At 64.7% G+C, this 17,439-nt stretch carries 15 protein-coding genes; 6 read left to right on the top strand and 9 right to left on the bottom strand.

Going from position 1 to position 17,439, the window contains the following annotated elements:
* The first annotated feature begins 23 nt into the window (after window positions 1–23).
* Window positions 24–1,220 (top strand): YeeE/YedE family protein, encoded by a 1,197-nt coding sequence (locus FHR94_RS03725; RefSeq protein WP_183324279.1) that lies wholly within the window; start codon window positions 24–26, stop codon window positions 1,218–1,220.
* Window positions 1,221–1,369: 149 nt separating this feature from the next.
* On the opposite strand, the gene FHR94_RS03720 is transcribed toward FHR94_RS03725, so the two are convergent.
* Window positions 1,370–2,053 carry a haloacid dehalogenase type II gene (locus FHR94_RS03720; RefSeq protein WP_183324278.1) on the bottom strand — a complete coding sequence of 228 codons (684 nt, stop codon included), beginning with the start codon at window positions 2,051–2,053 and terminating at the stop codon, window positions 1,370–1,372.
* 291 nt (window positions 2,054–2,344) lie between these two features.
* On the opposite strand from FHR94_RS03720, the gene FHR94_RS03715 reads away from it, so the two are divergent.
* The 3 genes from FHR94_RS03715 to FHR94_RS03705 are packed head-to-tail and all read left to right on the top strand — an operon-like array spanning window position 2,345 to window position 4,591.
* Window positions 2,345–2,668, top strand: a complete 324-nt coding sequence (locus tag FHR94_RS03715; protein ID WP_221188354.1) for a heavy-metal-associated domain-containing protein — start codon at window positions 2,345–2,347, stop codon at window positions 2,666–2,668.
* Window positions 2,658–3,602, top strand: a complete 945-nt coding sequence (locus FHR94_RS03710) for a transporter (protein ID WP_221188353.1) — start codon at window positions 2,658–2,660, stop codon at window positions 3,600–3,602. Before FHR94_RS03715 ends, FHR94_RS03710 begins: the two co-directional genes overlap by 11 nt.
* A gap of 8 nt (window positions 3,603–3,610) precedes the next feature.
* On the top strand, window positions 3,611–4,591 hold the full coding sequence (locus tag FHR94_RS03705) for an NHL repeat-containing protein (protein WP_221188352.1): 981 nt from the start codon (window positions 3,611–3,613) through the stop codon (window positions 4,589–4,591).
* 276 nt (window positions 4,592–4,867) lie between these two features.
* On the opposite strand, the gene FHR94_RS03700 is transcribed toward FHR94_RS03705, so the two are convergent.
* The 3 genes from FHR94_RS03700 to merR all read right to left on the bottom strand — a co-directional run bounded on the left by FHR94_RS03700 (window position 4,868) and on the right by merR (window position 7,060).
* On the bottom strand, window positions 4,868–5,260 hold the full coding sequence (locus tag FHR94_RS03700; RefSeq protein WP_183324277.1) for a cupredoxin domain-containing protein: 393 nt from the start codon (window positions 5,258–5,260) through the stop codon (window positions 4,868–4,870).
* Between the two features lie 171 nt (window positions 5,261–5,431).
* Complete coding sequence (locus tag FHR94_RS03695) at window positions 5,432–6,409, bottom strand: hypothetical protein (protein ID WP_183324276.1); 978 nt, start codon at window positions 6,407–6,409, stop codon at window positions 5,432–5,434.
* A gap of 243 nt (window positions 6,410–6,652) precedes the next feature.
* Window positions 6,653–7,060 carry a mercury resistance transcriptional regulator MerR gene (gene merR / locus FHR94_RS03690; RefSeq protein ID WP_425485351.1) on the bottom strand — a complete coding sequence of 136 codons (408 nt, stop codon included), beginning with the start codon at window positions 7,058–7,060 and terminating at the stop codon, window positions 6,653–6,655.
* A 168-nt stretch (window positions 7,061–7,228) separates the two neighbouring features.
* Between merR and FHR94_RS03685 the strand changes: the two genes are divergently transcribed.
* The gene (locus FHR94_RS03685; protein ID WP_425485349.1) at window positions 7,229–7,471 is read left to right on the top strand and encodes a mercuric transporter MerT family protein; all 243 of its coding nucleotides are present in this window, start codon (window positions 7,229–7,231) and stop codon (window positions 7,469–7,471) included.
* A gap of 2 nt (window positions 7,472–7,473) precedes the next feature.
* The gene (gene merA / locus FHR94_RS03680; protein ID WP_183324274.1) at window positions 7,474–9,129 is read left to right on the top strand and encodes a mercury(II) reductase; all 1,656 of its coding nucleotides are present in this window, start codon (window positions 7,474–7,476) and stop codon (window positions 9,127–9,129) included.
* A 24-nt stretch (window positions 9,130–9,153) separates the two neighbouring features.
* Here merA and FHR94_RS03675 read toward each other — a convergent pair whose 3' ends face one another.
* The 5 genes from FHR94_RS03675 to FHR94_RS03655 all read right to left on the bottom strand — a co-directional run bounded on the left by FHR94_RS03675 (window position 9,154) and on the right by FHR94_RS03655 (window position 17,420).
* Window positions 9,154–10,101: a cyclodeaminase gene (locus tag FHR94_RS03675; RefSeq protein ID WP_183324273.1), complete on the bottom strand. Its 948-nt coding sequence runs from the start codon at window positions 10,099–10,101 to the stop codon at window positions 9,154–9,156.
* 153 nt (window positions 10,102–10,254) lie between these two features.
* Complete coding sequence (gene eutB, locus FHR94_RS03670) at window positions 10,255–11,253, bottom strand: hydroxyectoine utilization dehydratase EutB (RefSeq protein WP_183324272.1); 999 nt, start codon at window positions 11,251–11,253, stop codon at window positions 10,255–10,257.
* 64 nt (window positions 11,254–11,317) lie between these two features.
* Window positions 11,318–12,736, bottom strand: coding sequence for an aminotransferase (locus tag FHR94_RS03665; protein ID WP_183324271.1), 1,419 nt, complete (start codon window positions 12,734–12,736; stop codon window positions 11,318–11,320).
* A gap of 205 nt (window positions 12,737–12,941) precedes the next feature.
* On the bottom strand, window positions 12,942–14,423 hold the full coding sequence (locus FHR94_RS03660) for an NAD-dependent succinate-semialdehyde dehydrogenase (protein WP_183324270.1): 1,482 nt from the start codon (window positions 14,421–14,423) through the stop codon (window positions 12,942–12,944).
* A gap of 213 nt (window positions 14,424–14,636) precedes the next feature.
* Window positions 14,637–17,420: an aminotransferase class I/II-fold pyridoxal phosphate-dependent enzyme gene (locus FHR94_RS03655; RefSeq protein WP_183324269.1), complete on the bottom strand. Its 2,784-nt coding sequence runs from the start codon at window positions 17,418–17,420 to the stop codon at window positions 14,637–14,639.
* Window positions 17,421–17,439: the final 19 nt, after the last annotated feature.

The raw sequence follows: 17,439 nt of genomic DNA, 5'->3' as shown, positions 1-17,439 counted from the left end.
TCTCATACCTTGCAGGAACCACGATGAACGATACCCTGGCCCTTCGCCGTCACCCTGCCCTGCCCCTCCTCGCGGGCGGGGCCCTGCTGATCGCGGCGCTGGTCATCGGCACGCACTTTGGCGCTCGTACGGGCCTGTTGATGCTTATCGGCGGACTGCTCGGCATGGCGCTCTACCATGCCGCCTTCGGCTTCACCGCGGCCTGGCGAGTCTTCCTCACCGAGCGCCGCGGCCGCGGCCTGCGTGCCCAGATGGCCATGCTGGCGATTGCCGTGATGCTCTTCTTTCCGGTGCTGGAGGCCGGAAGCCTGTTCGGGCATCCCGTCTACGGCTTCGTCGCCCCTCTGGGGGTCTCGGTCATCGCCGGGGCCTTTCTCTTCGGTATCGGGATGCAGCTCGGCGGTGGCTGCGCATCGGGCACCCTGTTCACCGCCGGGGGCGGCAACGTCCGAATGCTCGTCACGCTGCTGTTCTTCATTATCGGTTCGCTGATCGGCACGGCCCACTTCAGCTGGTGGCAGAGCCTGCCTGCCATCGCCCCGGTGTCACTGGTTCACACCATCGGTTCACTGGGCGGTATCCTGCTCAGCCTGGTCCTGTTCGCCGGCATCGGCGCCTTGACCGTCTGGATGGAAAGACGCCGGCATGGCCGACTCGAATGGGCGCCCAGAGGCGATCGGGACAATCGACACTGGCTGACCGGGCCCTGGCCGCTGCTGTTCGGGGCCATCGCCCTGGCCCTGCTCAACTTCGCCACGCTGGCACTGGCGGGTCGCCCTTGGGGCATTACCTCGGCCCTGGCGCTCTGGGGCGCCAAGGGGTATGAGCTGATGGGGGGCGATGTCTCGACCTGGGGATACTGGCAGTCACCCGGCAATGCGGCGGCACTGCACGCCAGCGTATGGAGTGACATCACTACCGTGATGAACATCGGCATCATGATCGGCGCCCTGACGGCGGCGTCATTGGCCGGCAAGTTCGCCCCCAGCTTTCGGATTCCCCCCAGGTCCCTGCTGGCCGCCGTCATCGGCGGTCTGTTGCTCGGCTATGGTGCGCGACTCGCCTTCGGTTGCAACATCGGCGCCTATTTCAGCGGTATCGCATCCGGCAGCCTGCATGGCTGGCTGTGGTGGGTCGCGGCCTTCATCGGCAACATGGTGGGCATCAAGCTGCGTCCCTGGTTCTTCGCGCTACGGGGAAGGGGCCAGCGTGCCGCGTAGAGCAGGCTTGATCCATGCTCCGTGGGAAGCCTCATTCGTCAGGGTGAGGAGAGCCATCATCGAGCCGGGTGGTTTCGAGAACGCCACCCTGTACGATGGCTTCATGGCGGCCTGGACCCGCGCCGAGTGGCCACAGGGCACTCACCTGCCTAGATCAACCGGTCGGCCAAGGCCTCGAGGTCGCTCACCGTAAGATCCGGCTCGATGCCCCAGGGGTCGAAGGGGGCTTCCGGGCTGCGCCGCACCCAGGCCCCGTGCAGGCCCGCGTGGCGTGCCCCGATGACGTCGAAGGGATTGCTGGAGATCAGCCAAGTATCGCCGGGGGCGACCTCGAGGCGAGCGCGCAGGTGGGCATAGACCGCCGGGTCGGGCTTGAAGCGCTTGACCTCGTCGACGCTGACCACGTCGTCGAAGCGCTCGCGGATATCGGCCTGGTCGAGGAGCCCCTCCACCGCCTCCCGGCTGCCGTTGGAGAAGGCCACGCAGGTCACGCCGGCCTCATGGAAGCGCGCCAACGCCGCCGCGGCATCCGGGAAGGCCGGCAGACGGGTATAGGTGGTCATCAGGTGGTCCTTGTCACCATCGGAGAGGCGGGTCTGAAGGATCCGATCGGTGAACTCCAACGCCTCCCGGGTGCAGCGGGAAAAGTCCACATAGGCGCCCATCAGGCCACGCCGGAAGCTGTACTCCAGCTGCTTGTCACGCCAGCGCCGCGAGAACTCGGCGGCCAGCTCCGCCTTTCCGGAGGCGGCGAGCCGTTCCTCCAGTTCGGTGACCACGCCATGAGTATCGATCAGAGTCCCATAGACATCGAAGGCCAGCACCGTTGCCATCCGCTCAGCTCCTTGGATTAACGTATTGCATTACCTGCAGCATGGCGCCTGATGAGCGCGGACTCAAGAGAGGGCGGGAAAACCATCCGCCTCGATTGGCACCGTCGCCAGCCCTGCCATGCCCTCGGTGCCGAGGCTGGTCGCGTCGTCTTGCTGGACCTTCAGCAAGGATGTGACGCAACTGTCGTGCTGTGCAGCATGAGCGACGGCGTTCCCAGCAGGTGTCCGCCCCTTGCCCCCGTACCATGGTACGGCCAGTAATCTATTTCCCGAGACTTCGAGGGTGCTGCCATGACATCCAAGATTCACGCCTTATTGCTGGCACTGGTTGCCGCTGTCATCTCGACAGCGGCCATGGCTGCCGGGCCCCGTTACCAGGTCGAGGTCGATGGACTCGCCTGCCCCTTCTGCGCCTATGGCATCGAGAAGCAGCTTGGCAACATCCAGGGGGTGAAGAACCTCGAGACGGACATCGAAGCTGGCAGGGTGATCGTCACCATGGAGGAGGGGCACACCCTCGACGAATCACGCGCCGAGCTGGCTGTCGACCGGGCCGGATTCACGCTGGGAGGCTTCGAACCACTCGACGCCCCAGGGACGACCCATGATCAATGACGAGGGAGCGTTATTCATGACGCCCTGTCGGCGCAAGACAGCATCCGGACCTCGACTATTGGCCGTGGTGGCGCTGGTGGTGTCCAGCCTGGCTCAGGCGGCTCCCCAGACCTTCAACACGGCCTTGCCTGTCGCGGAAGGCAACCTCGTATTACGCGAGCAGTTCTTGTACCGCAAGGCCGATGACGACACCAGCCCTGCCCGCCGGGACCTGCGGGTCAACGGGGCCATCACGGTGCTCGGTTACGGCCTGACCCGTGATCTCGCCCTGTTCGGCGCCCTTCCCTATCTCGACAAGGAGCTCGACCTCGATGGCCCCGGCGGGCAGCGCATCGAGCGGAGCAGCCGCGGGCTCGGCGATGCGCGCCTGTTTGCACGCTACACAGCATTTAAGGACGACGCGCCGGGTCGCACCTTCCGCATCGCGCCGTTTTTTGGTGTGGAAGCGCCGACCAGAGACGACGATGAGCGGGACCGGTTTGGCCGGCTACCGCAGCCGCTGCAGTCCGGCTCAGGGTCCTGGGATCCCTTCGGCGGTGTGATCCTGACCTACCAGACGCTCACCTATCAGCTCGATGCCCAGTTCGCCTATCAGGCCAACACCGAGGCCAACGATTTCGAGTTCGGTGATGAGGCGCGTCTCGACGGCTCCTTCCAGTACCGGCTCTGGCCACGGAAGCTGGGTGGCGGCGTGCCCGGTTTCTTGTACGGGGTGCTGGAAGCGAACCTGATTCATCAGGAAAAGCATGAGATAAACGGGAGGCGAGATGCGGACTCAGGGGGAACTCAGCTGCTCCTTTCACCGGGCCTGCAGTATGTGACCCGTCGCTGGATCATCGAGGGCATCATCCAGCTCCCTACCGCCCAAGACGTAAATGGCACGGCGCTGGAAGATGATGTCATCACCCGGGTTGGTTTTCGTATTAATTTTTAGGACCTCCCATGACAGCAAAGCGATTTCTCAAGATGGGGGCGATAGTCACAGGCCTGGTGGTGGTTGCTGCCATTGCCTCCTATGCTGCCTTCGTTCCCCGCGAGAAGGAATCTGGCTACGAGTTCGTCGGGGCCTGGGGTAGTCAGGGAAGCGAGCCGGGACAATTCGATGATCCGACCGGCGTTGCCGTCACCGCGAATGAAGTGTTTGTCGCCGATGCACGGAATGGGCGAATTCAGGTCTTTGACCATGAAGGACAATTCAAACGTGCCTTCGGTACCCCCGGCGATGCCCCGGGAAAGCTCGGGAGACCGATGAACCTGACGATCCACAAGGGAAAGCTCTATGTGCCTGAGTACATGAATGACCGCATTCAGATGTTTAGCCTGGCTGGCGAGCCCCTGGATATCATTGGTGGCCCCGGACAGGGACCCGGCGAATTCAGTGCCCCTGACGGGGTCGCCGTTGCCGAAAGCGGCGATCTTTTCGTGGCCGACTTCTACAATCAGCGTGTGCAGCGCTTGCGGGCGGATGGGGAGTTCGTTCGGCAATGGGGGACAACCGGGGAAACAGGGCGAAGAGCGGGCATGTTCACCTACCCTACCGATGTCGCGCTCGCTGCGGACGAAACGCTCTACGTGGCGGACGGCTATGGTAACCGCGTGCAGGCGTTCGACGCCGCGGGCGAGTTCCTGCGCAAGTGGGGCGGCCCCTTCGCCATCGGCATCTATGGCCCGTTCAACGGCTGGCTTACGACGGTGACGGGCATCGCCATAGGCCCGGACGAGCGAGTGTTCGCTGCTGACTTTTACAACGACCGGATCCAGATATTCACTGCCGAGGGAACGTTCCTCAACACCTTCGGTGAAACAGGCGACGGGCCGGGACAGTTCAACCACGCCATCGCCCTGGATATCGCTCCGGACGGTACGATATTCGTCGCCGACTTCCAGAACAACCGCATCGAGAAATGGCGCCCGATTCAATAATAAGGGAAGAACAGAGCATGCGGCCCCGCAAGCCGTCGAGGACCGTGACCTGCAGGGCCGGCAGTGAAGCGCATCCGTCGCTGGCTCAGCCCTGCCAGGCGCTTGTCGGGGATGGGCTGGTCATTGCAGATCGCCTCGATCACGCCGGCGTGCACCTGCGACCTCTTTTCCCAGTATGCTGTGGGCCGCCATGCAGTACGCGCAGCATTGAGTCGGCCGATGGTCATGCCGAGGGAAGCCGGCGTGGTTCCACCCGGTGTCACCTACGGCGTCCTGCTATAACACCTTGAGTTCGCCGCTCATGCCTGCCTCTGCATGGCCCGGTACTTCACAGCGAAAGGCGTAGGTCCCGGCTTCGTCGACCGTGAATTTCACGGTGTCCGTTCCACCCGCGGTGATGGTCTTCGTCATCACATCCAGTTCCGGAATATGCAGGTTGTGCCCCATGACCCCCGCATTCTCGAATTCCAGGACGACCTTGGTGCCTGCGGGAACCTCGACCTCAGCGGGCTGGAACTGGAAGCCCTGCTGGGCCGTGATCGTGACCCTGACGGTTTCAGGCTGGCCGGCTACTGCCGTGGTCACGGCAGCGCTCCCTATCATCGTGACCAGAGCAAGCAGCATGATGGCCATGCCCTGTTTGCTGATATCGGTTAACAGACGTGACATATCGGTTTTCCTCCCTGTTCGGCGTGCTTGGTTCAATTTCTGGACCGGGTATCCGCATTGGAATGCTGCTGCCGGAGCCACAAAGCCATCGAGGGAGTGCGAGACGGATCATCACTCCACTGGACACTCCCTCGATCTTGCGTGGCTTTCAGGTTACGAGGCGATCTCTGCTTATTGGCTGCCCAACTGCCATTCGACGATGCTGTCCTCTTCGAACATCATGTGAATGAAGGGCTGATTCTTGCCATTGGACAGCTCGAAGGCGGTGTTCACCGGCTCGAACACCGGACCCTGCGGCGTGGGCTTTATGGGCATCACGATCAGGTGGGTGTGATGCTCCTGGTCGGGAATGTGACGCTCGCTGGATTCAAGAGGCATCTCCTCATCCAGCGCCAGGGAGTAATCCCGCTTTCGCACGACTTCGGTGGTCATCAGGTGGGCCACTTTGGTATCCACCTTTTCGTCATTGATATAGAGGTCAACGACGCCCCACCAGGCGGCACGGGTATATTCCTTGGGCATCAGTGGCGACCCGGTGCCGGTGGTGCCGTGCAGCCAACCATCGATAAAGACGCCACCTTGGGTCTCGTAGCCGGGAAACGGTGGCTGGACCACGTGATCGAACTCCAGCCGATACTTGTTGCCGGCCGGATCGTGGAACCAGCTTTCCAGCTGCACCTCGTCGGGCGTGTTGCCCGGCTTGCCGGGCTGGTCCTCAGCCACCCGGTCAAGCAGAGTGGTCCGGAAAAAGCCGCTCTGGTCGGGAGGCAAGGGCCTAGCCTTGTCACTGAAGGGGGTCGGTTGCGAGAATACCGTGTACTCCGTCTCCGCCTCGTTGGTCTTGCGCGCTGGTTCCGGCGCCGCCACCAGAACCGGCAGCTTCTGGAGAAGCTCGCGGATCGGCGGCTTATTCACCTCGGCGAGGATCGGCTTCAGGGTACGCTTGGGATTATCCGGCGTGCCGAACACCTCCTTGCTCAGCTGCCTGGGACCAGGCAGTACCCAGTAGACGGTCTTGCCGGCCTCCTGCTGGATCACCGCCTTGTTGATCAAGGGGCCACTCTTGTCCCCACCGGCGGCTGAGGCCTCCATCGCGAACAGCAAGGTAGCGAGACACATCGCTGCCTTAAAGCCTGTCTTGTGCATCATCTCGTACTCCCGCCGCATCCGCGGCCTTCGGTCGAGTGAATGGCTCGCCATGCTCGCCGGCGCATGGGAGGGCACGCCGTCCTGCATACGTTGCGTTAGCACTCATTGTCTCCGTCTCAGCCACTACAGATTCCTTACAGGCGAGTCATCAGGCTGGGTGGGCATGGTCCCGCGTCTCGAACATCACCTTGGTGAAGGCGTTTAGGGCCGCCAGGCGCTCATCGGGAATCGGCTGGTCGTTTTTCATTCGCCGACACTACTCGACAAGCCTTCATGCAGTGACGCAATCAGCGGGCAGCTGATGGTGGTGCTGTGCTGGTGGCAGGCCTCCACCAGGCGAACCAGCGTACGCTCGATGCGTTTCAGGCCCGCCAGTTTTTCGCGTACATCCGCCAATTTGTGCTCGGCCAAGACACTGGCTTCTTCACAATGAGTGCCATCCTCCAGGCGCAATAGCTCAGCAACCTCGCTCAGGCTGAACCCCAGACGCTGGGCGGTCCTGATGAAGGTCAGACGCTCGACCTCATGGTGGCTGTAACGCCGAATGCTGCCATACGGCCGTTCCGGCTCCGGCAGCAACCCCCGGCGCTGGTAGTACCGGATGGTCTCGACATTGACGCCGGCGGTCTTGGCCAAGCTGCCGATGGTCATGGTCTGTGCTTCTTTCTGCATGACGTTTGCACCCGTACTCGACTACGGAAGTAACCTTAACCTAGTCGACTCGCTCCCGAGAAGAGGAACCACCATGCCAAACCCGAAGAAAGGCCAGGGCGCCTTGGCCACTGGCGGGATTGCGGCCCTCCTGGCCTCGGCCCTCTGGTGCTGATCACGGTGGGAATTTCCGGCGCCTGGATCGGCAACCTTGTTGCCCTGGAACCGTATCGCCCGCTCTTCATCGCCGTGGCGCTGCTGGCGCTGTTCTTCGCCTGGTGCCGGATCTTCCGATCCGTGAAACAGTGTCAGTCAAGTGAGCTATGTGCCGTACCAGCGGTCAGGACGGGCTACAGCGACGGCCAACGCCGGCTGTCCCTCCCGAAACCCTCAGATGCGGATCGGCAGTGACCATGAAGAACCCGAGAACCCTACTGCGCGTGAGCGTGATCGGCACCGTCCTGGTCGCGCTCTGCTGCTTCACGCCGATCCTGGTCATCCTGCTGGGTGCGCTGGGTCTAGCAGCCCTGACGGGCTATCTCGACTATGTGCTACTGCCGGCTTTGGCCTTTTTCACCGGCCTGACTCTCTACGCGATTTGGCGCAAGAAGCAGTACGACGCCTGTTGCGACAACGGCTCTACCAAATCAAGGAATCCCCCCATGAGTGACGACAAGAACCGGCACATCGCGGTCATCGGCAGCGGCGGTGCGGCCATGGCGGCGGCCTTGAAGGCTGCCGAGCGTGGGGCCCGCATCACCCTGATAGAACGCGATACCTTCGGCGGCACCTGCGTCAACACCGGCTGTGTGCCCTCGAAGATCATGATTCGCGCGGCCCATATTGCCCACCTACGCACGGAAAGTTCCTTTGATGCAGGCCTGAGCGCCCAGGCGCCGGTGGTGGATCGCGCGAAGCTGCTCGAGCAACAGCAGGGGCAGGTCGAGGCACTGCGCCATGCCAAGTACGAAACGATCCTGGCCGACAATCCGGCCATCACGGTGCTGCGCGGCGAGGCTCACTTCGTCGATGCCCGAACGCTGAGCGTGCGTACCGATGACGGCCGCGAAAAAGTCGTTACCTTCGATCAGGCCTTTATCGGTACCGGCGCCAGTCCCGCCATTCCGCCCGTGCCGGGGCTGGCCGAGACGCCTTACTGGACCTCCACCACCGCCCTGGCGAGCGACACCCTACCGCCACGCCTGGCGGTGATCGGTGCCTCGGCGGTCGCCGTGGAACTCGCCCAGGCTTTCGCCCGGCTCGGCAGTCAGGTCACCCTTCTGGCCCGCAGCCGCCTGTTGTCCAAGGAAGATCTGGCGGTGGGTGACGCGATAGAGGTAGCGTTTCGCCGCGAGGGCATCGAGGTGCTCAAGCAGACCCAAGTGAGCCGCGTGGACTACCTCGACAATGAATTTCTTCTCGACACCAACGCCGGCACATGGCAGGCAGATCAACTGCTGGTGGCCACCGGACGGACACCCAACACCGACCTCCTGAACCTGGTGAGCCTCGGTGTGGAAACCGTGCATGGCGCGATTATGGTGGATGCGCATCTGCAAACCAGCGTGCCGGGGCTCTATGCCGCCGGTGACTGCACCAACCAGCCACAGTTCGTCTATGTCGCCGCCGCCGGTGGCAGCCGGGCCGCCATTAACATGACAGGAGGCGAGGCCACCCTGGACCTTGGCGCCATGCCGGCGGTGATCTTCACCGATCCTCAGGTGGCGACCGTAGGTCTGACGAAAGCCGAGGCACTCAAGCAGGGTTTCAGCGTGGCGACCCGCGTGCTCGACCTGGAGAACGTGCCGCGGGCCCTGGTTAACTTCGACACCGCGGGCTTCATCAAGATGGTGGCCGAACGCGACTCAGGGCGATTGCTGGGGGTACAAGCGGTGGCGGGGGAAGCCGGCGAGCTGATCCAGACAGCGGTAATGGCGCTGCGCGCGCGGATGACAGTGCAAGCCATCGGCGATGAGCTGTTTCCCTACCTGACCATGGGGGAAGGCCTCAAGCTGTGTGCCCAGACATTCACCCAGGACATCAAGCAACTGTCCTGTTGTGCAGGATGAACAACAAGAGAACCACAACGTCGATCAGTCGCCCGCCAGCCGCGACAAGGCAAAGCCGGCGATGGCGGTGTCCTGCACCCCGGTACCGGTCAGGTCGCATACCGTGATGGTCGCCTCCGTCAGGCGTAGTCGCTGCCCCTCGGCGATCATCCGGCCGAGCTCGTGTACCTTGAAGGGCACCTCGGTGCCGGCGAAGACCTTGAGCTCGCCGTTGGTTTCGCTCTGGGCCCGGGTGTCGCAGACGAAGGCATCGGCCCGGGTCAACACCGAGGCGTCGAGCTCGCGCTTGTCGGGGCTATCCGAGCCCATGGCGGTGACATGCACGCCCTCGGGCAAGTCCCGAGCTTGCAGCAGCGGCGTGCGTGATGGTGTGGTGGTCACGATGATATCGGCCCGCGCGCAGGCGGCCGGGATATCGTCGTGGACAACGACCTCGAGTCCGGTGGCGCGCATCGCCTCGGCATAGGCCTCGGCGCCCTCGCGCCGCCGCGCCCAGACATCGACACAGTCGATGTCACGCACCAGGCGCAGCGCCGCCACCTGGCGACGGGCCTGCTCACCGGCCCCCAGCACCGTCACCCGACGGCTGTTCTCCCGGGCCAGGTGCTTCGCCGCAATGGCCCCGGCCAGAGCCGTACGCACCATCGTCAGATACCCCTCGTCGAAGAGCACCGCCTCCACCAGGCCGGTCCGCGCCGAGAACACCAGCATCAGGCCGTTGAGGCTCGGCAGCCCGAGCCTGGGATTGTCGAAGAAACCGGGACTCACCTTGATGGCGAAGCGTTCGGCACCCCGGATATGGGCGGTCTTAACGTCCACCTCGCCGTTGGCTTCCTCGATGGCCATGGAGAGGATCGGCGGCTGCACCACCTCGCCACGGCCGAGGGCGGCGAAGCCCGCCTCCACGGCGGCCAGAGCATCGTGGTCGAGGCGTACAGCATGCTCGATGGCATCGTGATGGTAGAGCTGCATGAAAACCTCCAGGGGCAAGGAGCAAGGGGCAAGGGGCAAGACACAAAACAATCCTGTTCTGGGCGCTGGGCGCTGGGCGCTGGGCGCTGGGCGCTGGGCGCTGGGCGCTGGGCGCTGGGCGCTGGGCGCTGGGCGCTGGGCGCTGGGCGCTGGTCAGCGTCTCGCCAAGGCTCGAGCTCGGTCAAGGGTTTCCAAGGAGACGGCATTACCGGAGAGGATCAGCGCCACGCGCTGGCCACGCACGTCGAGACCGTGCTCCTCGAGGGCCGCCAGGCCCACCGCGGCGGCCCCCTCCACCAGGCGCTTCTCGTGCTCGAGGATATCGACCATGGCCCGGGCGATGGCGGCCTCCGACACCTGAACGTGGTCATCCATCACCTCGCGCACCAACGCCAGGGTGCAGCGGTTGTCGGCACCGATGCCGCCGCCCAACGAGTCGGCGAGACTCTCCACCTCCTCCACCGCCACCGGGTGGCTGGCCTTGAGGCTCTCCCACATGGCCGCTCCCGCCGAGAGGCTCACCCCGGTCACCCGACAGGCCGGACGGATCGCCTTGACTGCGGCGCCGATGCCGCCCAGCAGGCCGCCGCCGGAGAGCCCGACGATCACCCGGTCGAGGGCGGGCGCATCCTCCATCAGCTCCAGGCCGATGGTGCCCTGCCCCGCGGCGATGAGGGAATCGTCGAAGGGTGGGACCAGGGTCATGCCGCGCTCGGCGACCAGCCGGGCGACCTCGTCGAAGGCCGCGTCCTGGCTCTCGCCGACGCGCTTCACCTCGGCGCCCAGCGCCTCGATGGCCGCCACCTTGTTGGCCGGCACCAGCCGCGACAGGCAGATCACCGCCGGGATCTCCAATCGCGAGGCGGCGTAAGCCACCGCCCGGCCGTGATTGCCGGTGGAGGCGGTGGTCACCCCGGCGGCCAGGGCCTCTCGGCCATGCTGTGCCAGCATGGCCGACAGCATGTTGGTGGCGCCGCGCAGCTTGAAGGCCCCGGTGGGCTGGCAGGTCTCCAGCTTGAGCAGGATCTCGGCATCGAAGCGCCGGGAGAGCGCCGCCGAGCGGATCAGGGGTGTGCGCACCACCTGGCCACCGATGCGCCGGCGTGCCAGGTAGATCGCCTCCAGGGAGACGCCATGGCTAGGGGTCGACATGCTTACCTCCTCGACGTGACGACGCCACAGGGTCTCCCCGGTGGCGTCTTCGGACCCGCCTTGATCAGGCCTGGATGGGCTGGATGACGCCCTCGCGCACCAGGGCATCGGTCACCTTGTCGACTGCCCGGGCGGTACGGGCGACGATCTCGTCCACCTCGGCCCGGGTGGCAGTCAACGGCGGCGCGAAGCCGAGGATATCGCCCTGGGGCATGGCGCGGGCAATCAGATTCTCGTCCAGCGCCGCGGCCGCGATGCGTGCCCCCACCTTGTAGGCAGGGTCGAAGGCCTGGCGCCGAGCCGGATCGGCGGCGAACTCCACGGCCGCCAGCATGCCCACGCCGCGCACGTTGCCGACGAGGGGGTGATCGCCGAAGGCGGCCTGCATCCGGCGCTGCAGGTAGGCGCCGGTCTCGGCGGCGTTGGCGGTCAGTCCCTCGCGTTCGATGATCGCCAGATTGGCCAGGCCCGCGGCGCAACCCAGGGCGTGGCCGGAGTAGGTCCAGCCATGGCCGATGGGCCCGTACTCGCCGGTGCCGGCTTCCAGCACCTGCCACACGCGATCGCCGACGATCACGGCGGAGAGCGGCTGGTAGGCGCTGGTCAGCCCCTTGGCCACGGTGATCAGGTCAGGCCTGATGCCATAGTAGTGGCTGCCGAAGTCGGCGCCGATGCGCCCGAAGCCGCACACCACCTCGTCGGCGATCAGCAGGACGTCGTACCTGGCGAGCACCGCCTGGATGGCCTCCCAGTAACCCTCCGGCGGCGGCACGATGCCGCCGGTGCCGAGCACCGGCTCGCCGATGAAGGCGGCCACGGTGTCCGGGTCCTCGGCGAGGATCATCTCCTCGAGCTTGGTCGCGCAGTGCGCCGAGAATTCGCGCTCGGTCATGCCCTCGAGTTCCGCGGCACGCTGGTAGTAGAACGGCGCCTCGGTGTGGCGGATGGTGTCGATGGGCAGGTCGAAGTGGTCATGGAAGGCCTTGAGGCCGGTCAGCGAGCCCGAGGCGATGCCGGAGCCGTGGTAGCCGCGCAGGCGCGAGATGACCTTCTTCTTCTGCGGGCGGCCACGCACGTTGTTGTAGTAGCGCACGATCTTGAGCTGGGTCTCGTTGGCGTCGCTACCGGACATGCCATAGTAGACCTTGGACATCCCGGGGCCGGCGAGCTCCAGGATCTTCTCGGAGAGCGCGATCTGCGGCTCGTTGGCGTGGCCCACATAGGTATGATAGTAGGAGAGCTCCAGTGCCTGCTGATAGATCGCCTCGGCCACCTCGGTGCGCCCATAGCCGATGTTGACGCAGTACAGGCCGGCGAAGCCGTCGATGAACTCGCGGCCATCCCTGTCGACGACATGGATGCCCTTGCCGCCGGTGATCACGCGGCCCGGCGCATCGCCATGGGCGAAGTCGCGCAGGTGGGTGGAGGCATGGAAGGTGACCTTGCGGTCGCGATCGATCAGGTCCTGGTGCTGCTGGTGCATCTCGTTCTCCCTTCAAAGACGCTCCCCGGCTCCTGCCGGGGAGGATGATAGGCGGTTTCACGATGTGGTAGCCCCGTGGGAGCGCTCTTCAGCCCCGTAGGGCGGATAAGCGTTAGCGCATCCGCCGGGACATCGGTTCCCTTCTGCCGGATGCGCCTTCGGCTTATCCGGCCTACGCTCAAGTCACGGCATCCAGATGACGCAGCTAGCTCCCAGACACGGAGCCCAAGGCGCCGAGGCAGTAGTACTTGGTCTCCAGATACTCGTCGATGCCGGTCACCCCGCCCTCGCGGCCGAGCCCCGAGTGCTTGACGCCACCGAAGGGCACCGGAGGGCCGGTCATCTTGACCGAGTTGATCGCCACCATGCCGAACTCCAGCGCCCGCAGGATCTTCCAGATCCGACGGATGTCATGGGTGTAGAGGTAGGCGGCCAGGCCATACTCGGTATCGTTGGCCATCTCGATCACCTCATCATCATCCCGGTAGGCGGTGATGCCGGCCACCGGCGCGAAGCTCTCCTCGTGCCAGATCTTCATGTCGTGGGTGACCCCGGTGAGCAGGGTCGGCATGAAGAAATTGGGGCCCGGCGCCTGGCTCTGATCACCGGCCACCAGGGTCGCGCCCTTGGAGATGGCGTCGTCGACGATGGCCGCGGCCTTCTCCACCGCCTGGGCATGGATCAGCGGTCCCAGGTCAATCTCGTTGGACAGGCCATTGCCTACGGTCAGTGCCGCCATGCGCTCGGCGAAGAACCCGACGAATGCGTCATGGATGGACTCGTGGACCAGAATACGATCCGCCGCCAGGCAGTCCTGGCCGGCGGTCTGGAACTTCGCCGCTACCGCGGCATAGGCGGCCTCCTTGGGATCCATGTCCGGCCCGACGATAAAGGGCGCATTGCCGCCGAGCTCCAGCGATACCCGCTTGACCGTGTTGGCACACTGCTCCAGCAGCAGCCGGCCGACCCGGGTGGAACCGGTGAAGGAAAGCGCCTTGACCCGGTCCTCGGCGCAGAGGATCCGCGATACCGCGGGTGGGTCCCCCAGCACCACGTTGAAGACCCCCGCCGGGATCCCGGCACGCTCGGCGAGCTCGGCCAACGCCAGCGCCGAGAAGGGGGTCTCGTTGGCAGGCTTGACGATCACCGTGCAGCCAGCGGCCATGGCGGCGGCCGCCTTGCGAGTGATCATCGCCAGCGGGAAGTTCCACGGGGTAATCAGCGCGGCGATGCCTACCGGTTCCTTGAGGGTGCCCAGCGCCGCATTGGGGATGTGGCTCGGGATCGTCTCGCCGTAGGTGCGCTTGCCTTCCTCGGCGAACCAGCGTACGAAGCTGGCCCCGTACTCCACCTCGCCGCGGGCATCGGGCAGCGGCTTGCCCTGCTCCAGGGTCATGAGGATGGCCAGGTCCTCTCGGTTGGCCTGCAGCAGGTCGTACCAGGCCAGCAGGCGCTCGCAGCGCTCGTCGGCGCGCAGGGCGCGCCAGTGTACGAAGGCCGTCTCCGCGGCATCGACGGCGCCGCGGATCTGCGCGTCCTCGAGCAGGGGGATGTGTCCCAGGGCCTCGCCGGTGGCGGGATCGAACACGGCCTCCTCACGCCCCCCGTCACCGTGGGTCCACTTGCCGTCGATGTAGGCGTACTGGCGAAACAGACGCGGATCGCTGAGCTGGTTGGAAAGCGTCATGGTCGACCTCCCTTGAGACCCGGCGTGGCAGCGGACCACGTCGGTCATGAAAACGGCATCCGCGGCCCGGGGCCGCGTGATGGGATCATGATAAGGGAGATGATGGGGCGGGACTTTCCGTTAACCCCGCCGGAGCCGGCGGGATTTTTTGTCCTGGACGGAGAAGTTGCGATTTTTTCTGTGGGCCTCGGGACGGGCCAGCCAGGCCGGTAATCAGCCCGCCGGCGGATCGACCAAGGCCTCCTCGGTGAACACCAACAGGCCAAGCTCGGGGCGATAGCCATGGATCTCGGTGACATCCAGGGCCTGCAGGAAGCGCAGGATTTCCTCGCTGATCACCTGGCCTGGGACCAACACCGGGAAGCCCGGTGGATAGGGGATCACGAAGCTGGCCGAGACCACGTCGCGACCGGCCCGCATCTGCGCCTGCAGCTCGCCGTTATCGAAGCGCAGGTACTCGGTATTCTCCTCGTCGTAACTGAGGAAGTAGGCCTGGCGGATATCGCCCGCCGGTGTCTGTCCACCGGGGTTGGGGCGGAAGGCGTCGTGGAAGCGGCTGAAGTCCGGCAACGGCGGCAGATCCCGGGTCAGCGAGCGGACATGATGCTCGATGATCTTGCGCTCGGGGCGACTGCTCTCCTCCCAGCGGTACTCGAACTCCTTGGCCAGCTTGATCAGCACGTCGAGCAGGTAGCCGATCGCCCCCCGGGTGGTGCCGATGTTGGTCATGAACAGCACGGTGTTGCGCGAGGTCTTATTGATCTGGATGCCGTACTTGTTCATCAGGTATTCGTTCTTGAAGGCGTCGCCGTCGACCCCGGTGGCCCCGATGGCGATGGTTACCCGGGTCGGGTCGACCACGAACTCGTCATGGGCCCAGGCCTCCTCCATCTGATTCCAGCCGGTCACCTGGTCATAGTAGGTCTCGACCCCGGACTCCCGATAGGGAGCGGGTACCATGTCGCTGTTCTTGAGGACCCGGAAGTACTTCTGCAGCAAGGGGTGAGTGTAGAGCTGCTCGCGCAGCGACAGCGCCGCCTCGACCTGGGCATGCACCAGTTCGAAGCCCTCCATCTCTGCCTGCATGCGGCCCACGTCCAGCGAGGCCAGGATCTGGTAGTTGGGTGACGTGGAGGTGTGAGTCATGTAGGCCTCGTGGAACGGGGCCTCGACCCGCTGCCGGAAGTCCTGGTCGTAGACGTGGATCATCGAGCCCTGGCGCAGCGAGGTCAGGGTCTTGTGGGTGGAGTGGGTAGCGTAGGCCCGCACCCGCACCACGTCCGGGTCCGGCATCAGGCGACGCTCGAGCCAGGTGGCGTCATCGTCGGGATCGAGGGCATCGAACTCCGCCTTCCAGGCCGCGTATTCCTCACGGTAGGCCTCGCTGCGGTAGCGGTCGCGCAGGGTTCGGGCGGCGTGCATGGCGGTGCGCGGCCGGTAGGTCGGATTGAAGGTGGCGAAGGCGAACCAGGCCTCGTCCCACAGGAACACCAGGTCGGGCTTGATCGCCAGGCACTCCTCCATCACTCGTCGCACGTTGTAGACCACGCCGTCGAAGGTGCAGTTGGTGAGCAACAGCATCTTGACCTTGTGGAGCTGCCCGGCCCGCTTGTACTCGAGCAGCGTCTTCTTGATCTCGTGCAGCGGCACCGCGCCGTACATGGAGTAGTCGTTGAGCGGGTAGGAGTCCAGGTAGCTGACATGGGCCCCGGCCAGCACCATGCCGTAGTGGTGCGACTTGTGGCAGTCGCGATCGATCAGCACGATGTCGCGCGGCTTGATGAGCGCCTGCACCACGATCTTGTTGGCCGTGGAGGTGCCGTTGGTGACGAAGAAGCTCTGGCGGGCCCCGAAGGCCCGAGCGGCATACTCCTGGGCCTTCTTGATCGGACCATAGGGCTGCAGCAGGGAGTCCAGCCCGCCCGAGGTCGCCGAAGTCTCGGCCAGGAAGATGTTGATGCCATAGAAGTCGATCATGTGCCCCGCCCAGTGGGAGCGGGTAATCGACTTGCCCCGGGAGATGGGCATGGCGTGGAAGACCCCGGTGGGCTTCTTGCTGTACTCGCGCAGGGCATCGAAGAAGGGCGTGCGGTAGCGGTTGTCGATGGCCCGCAGGATGGTGTGGTGCTGCTCGATGTAGTCCGTCTCGCGGTAGAAGATGCGGTTGAAGTGACGGATGTCGCGGCTGGCCGTGGTCTCCACGTCGCCGCTGGTGACCAGGAACTGGTCGATCTCGGGACGCAGCTCGTGGATCATGGAGCTCAGCAGGATGCTGCGCTCCGCCTCGGTCTGGTACTCCAGTTCCTTCTCCGAGAGGCCCTCCAGGTAGTTGCGCAGGGCGCTGAGGTTGTACTTGGACTTGTAGGGAAATTCATAGCGGATCAGGCAGGCCTGGATGTTGGGGTTGACCAGCACGGCGATTAGCGCATCCTCGAAGCTTCTCACCGTGACCACGTCGTAGACGAAGCGATCCTCGGGGCGACGCATGTTGTGGAAGGCCTCGCGGACCACCTCCTCCTCCTGGACGGAGAGGTTGTCGACGATCAGCAGCTCGAAGTAGGGCTGGGCCGAGCTGTTCGATGCCGGGTGCCCGCGGCGCAGCTGGTTCAGCGCATCCAGGGTCTCCAGGTCCTCGGCATCGGCATCGGTCTCGCTGAGGTCCACATGGCGGCGCCGGTAGGACTCGCTGATCAGGGCTCTCACCAGCCGCCTGACCACCTTCTCCAACAAGGCATATTCCTTGCGCTCGAACAGCGACCAGAGGTGGCGGAAGTCTTCCTTGGAGGGAAAGGCGTGGTAATCCTCGATGATCTCGAGCCGAGTGAGCTTGACGTCGATGGCCTTGATCAGGTTCCGGGCCCGGTTCCCGTCGGTGACTCGTACCAGCTGGCCGAGATCGCGCTTCAGCGCATTCCAGGTGTCGGCGCGCAACTGAGATATCTTGTGGTAGAAGCCTAGGGCCGTATAGGGCGTTTCTTTTTGGCTCGTCTCTTGCATGGCGACACCTATCCATGTT

The sequence above is a fragment of the Halomonas cerina genome, from assembly GCF_014192215.1.
Classification (GTDB): domain Bacteria; phylum Pseudomonadota; class Gammaproteobacteria; order Pseudomonadales; family Halomonadaceae; genus Halomonas; species Halomonas cerina.
This window is presented reverse-complemented; position numbering and strand designations above follow the sequence as displayed.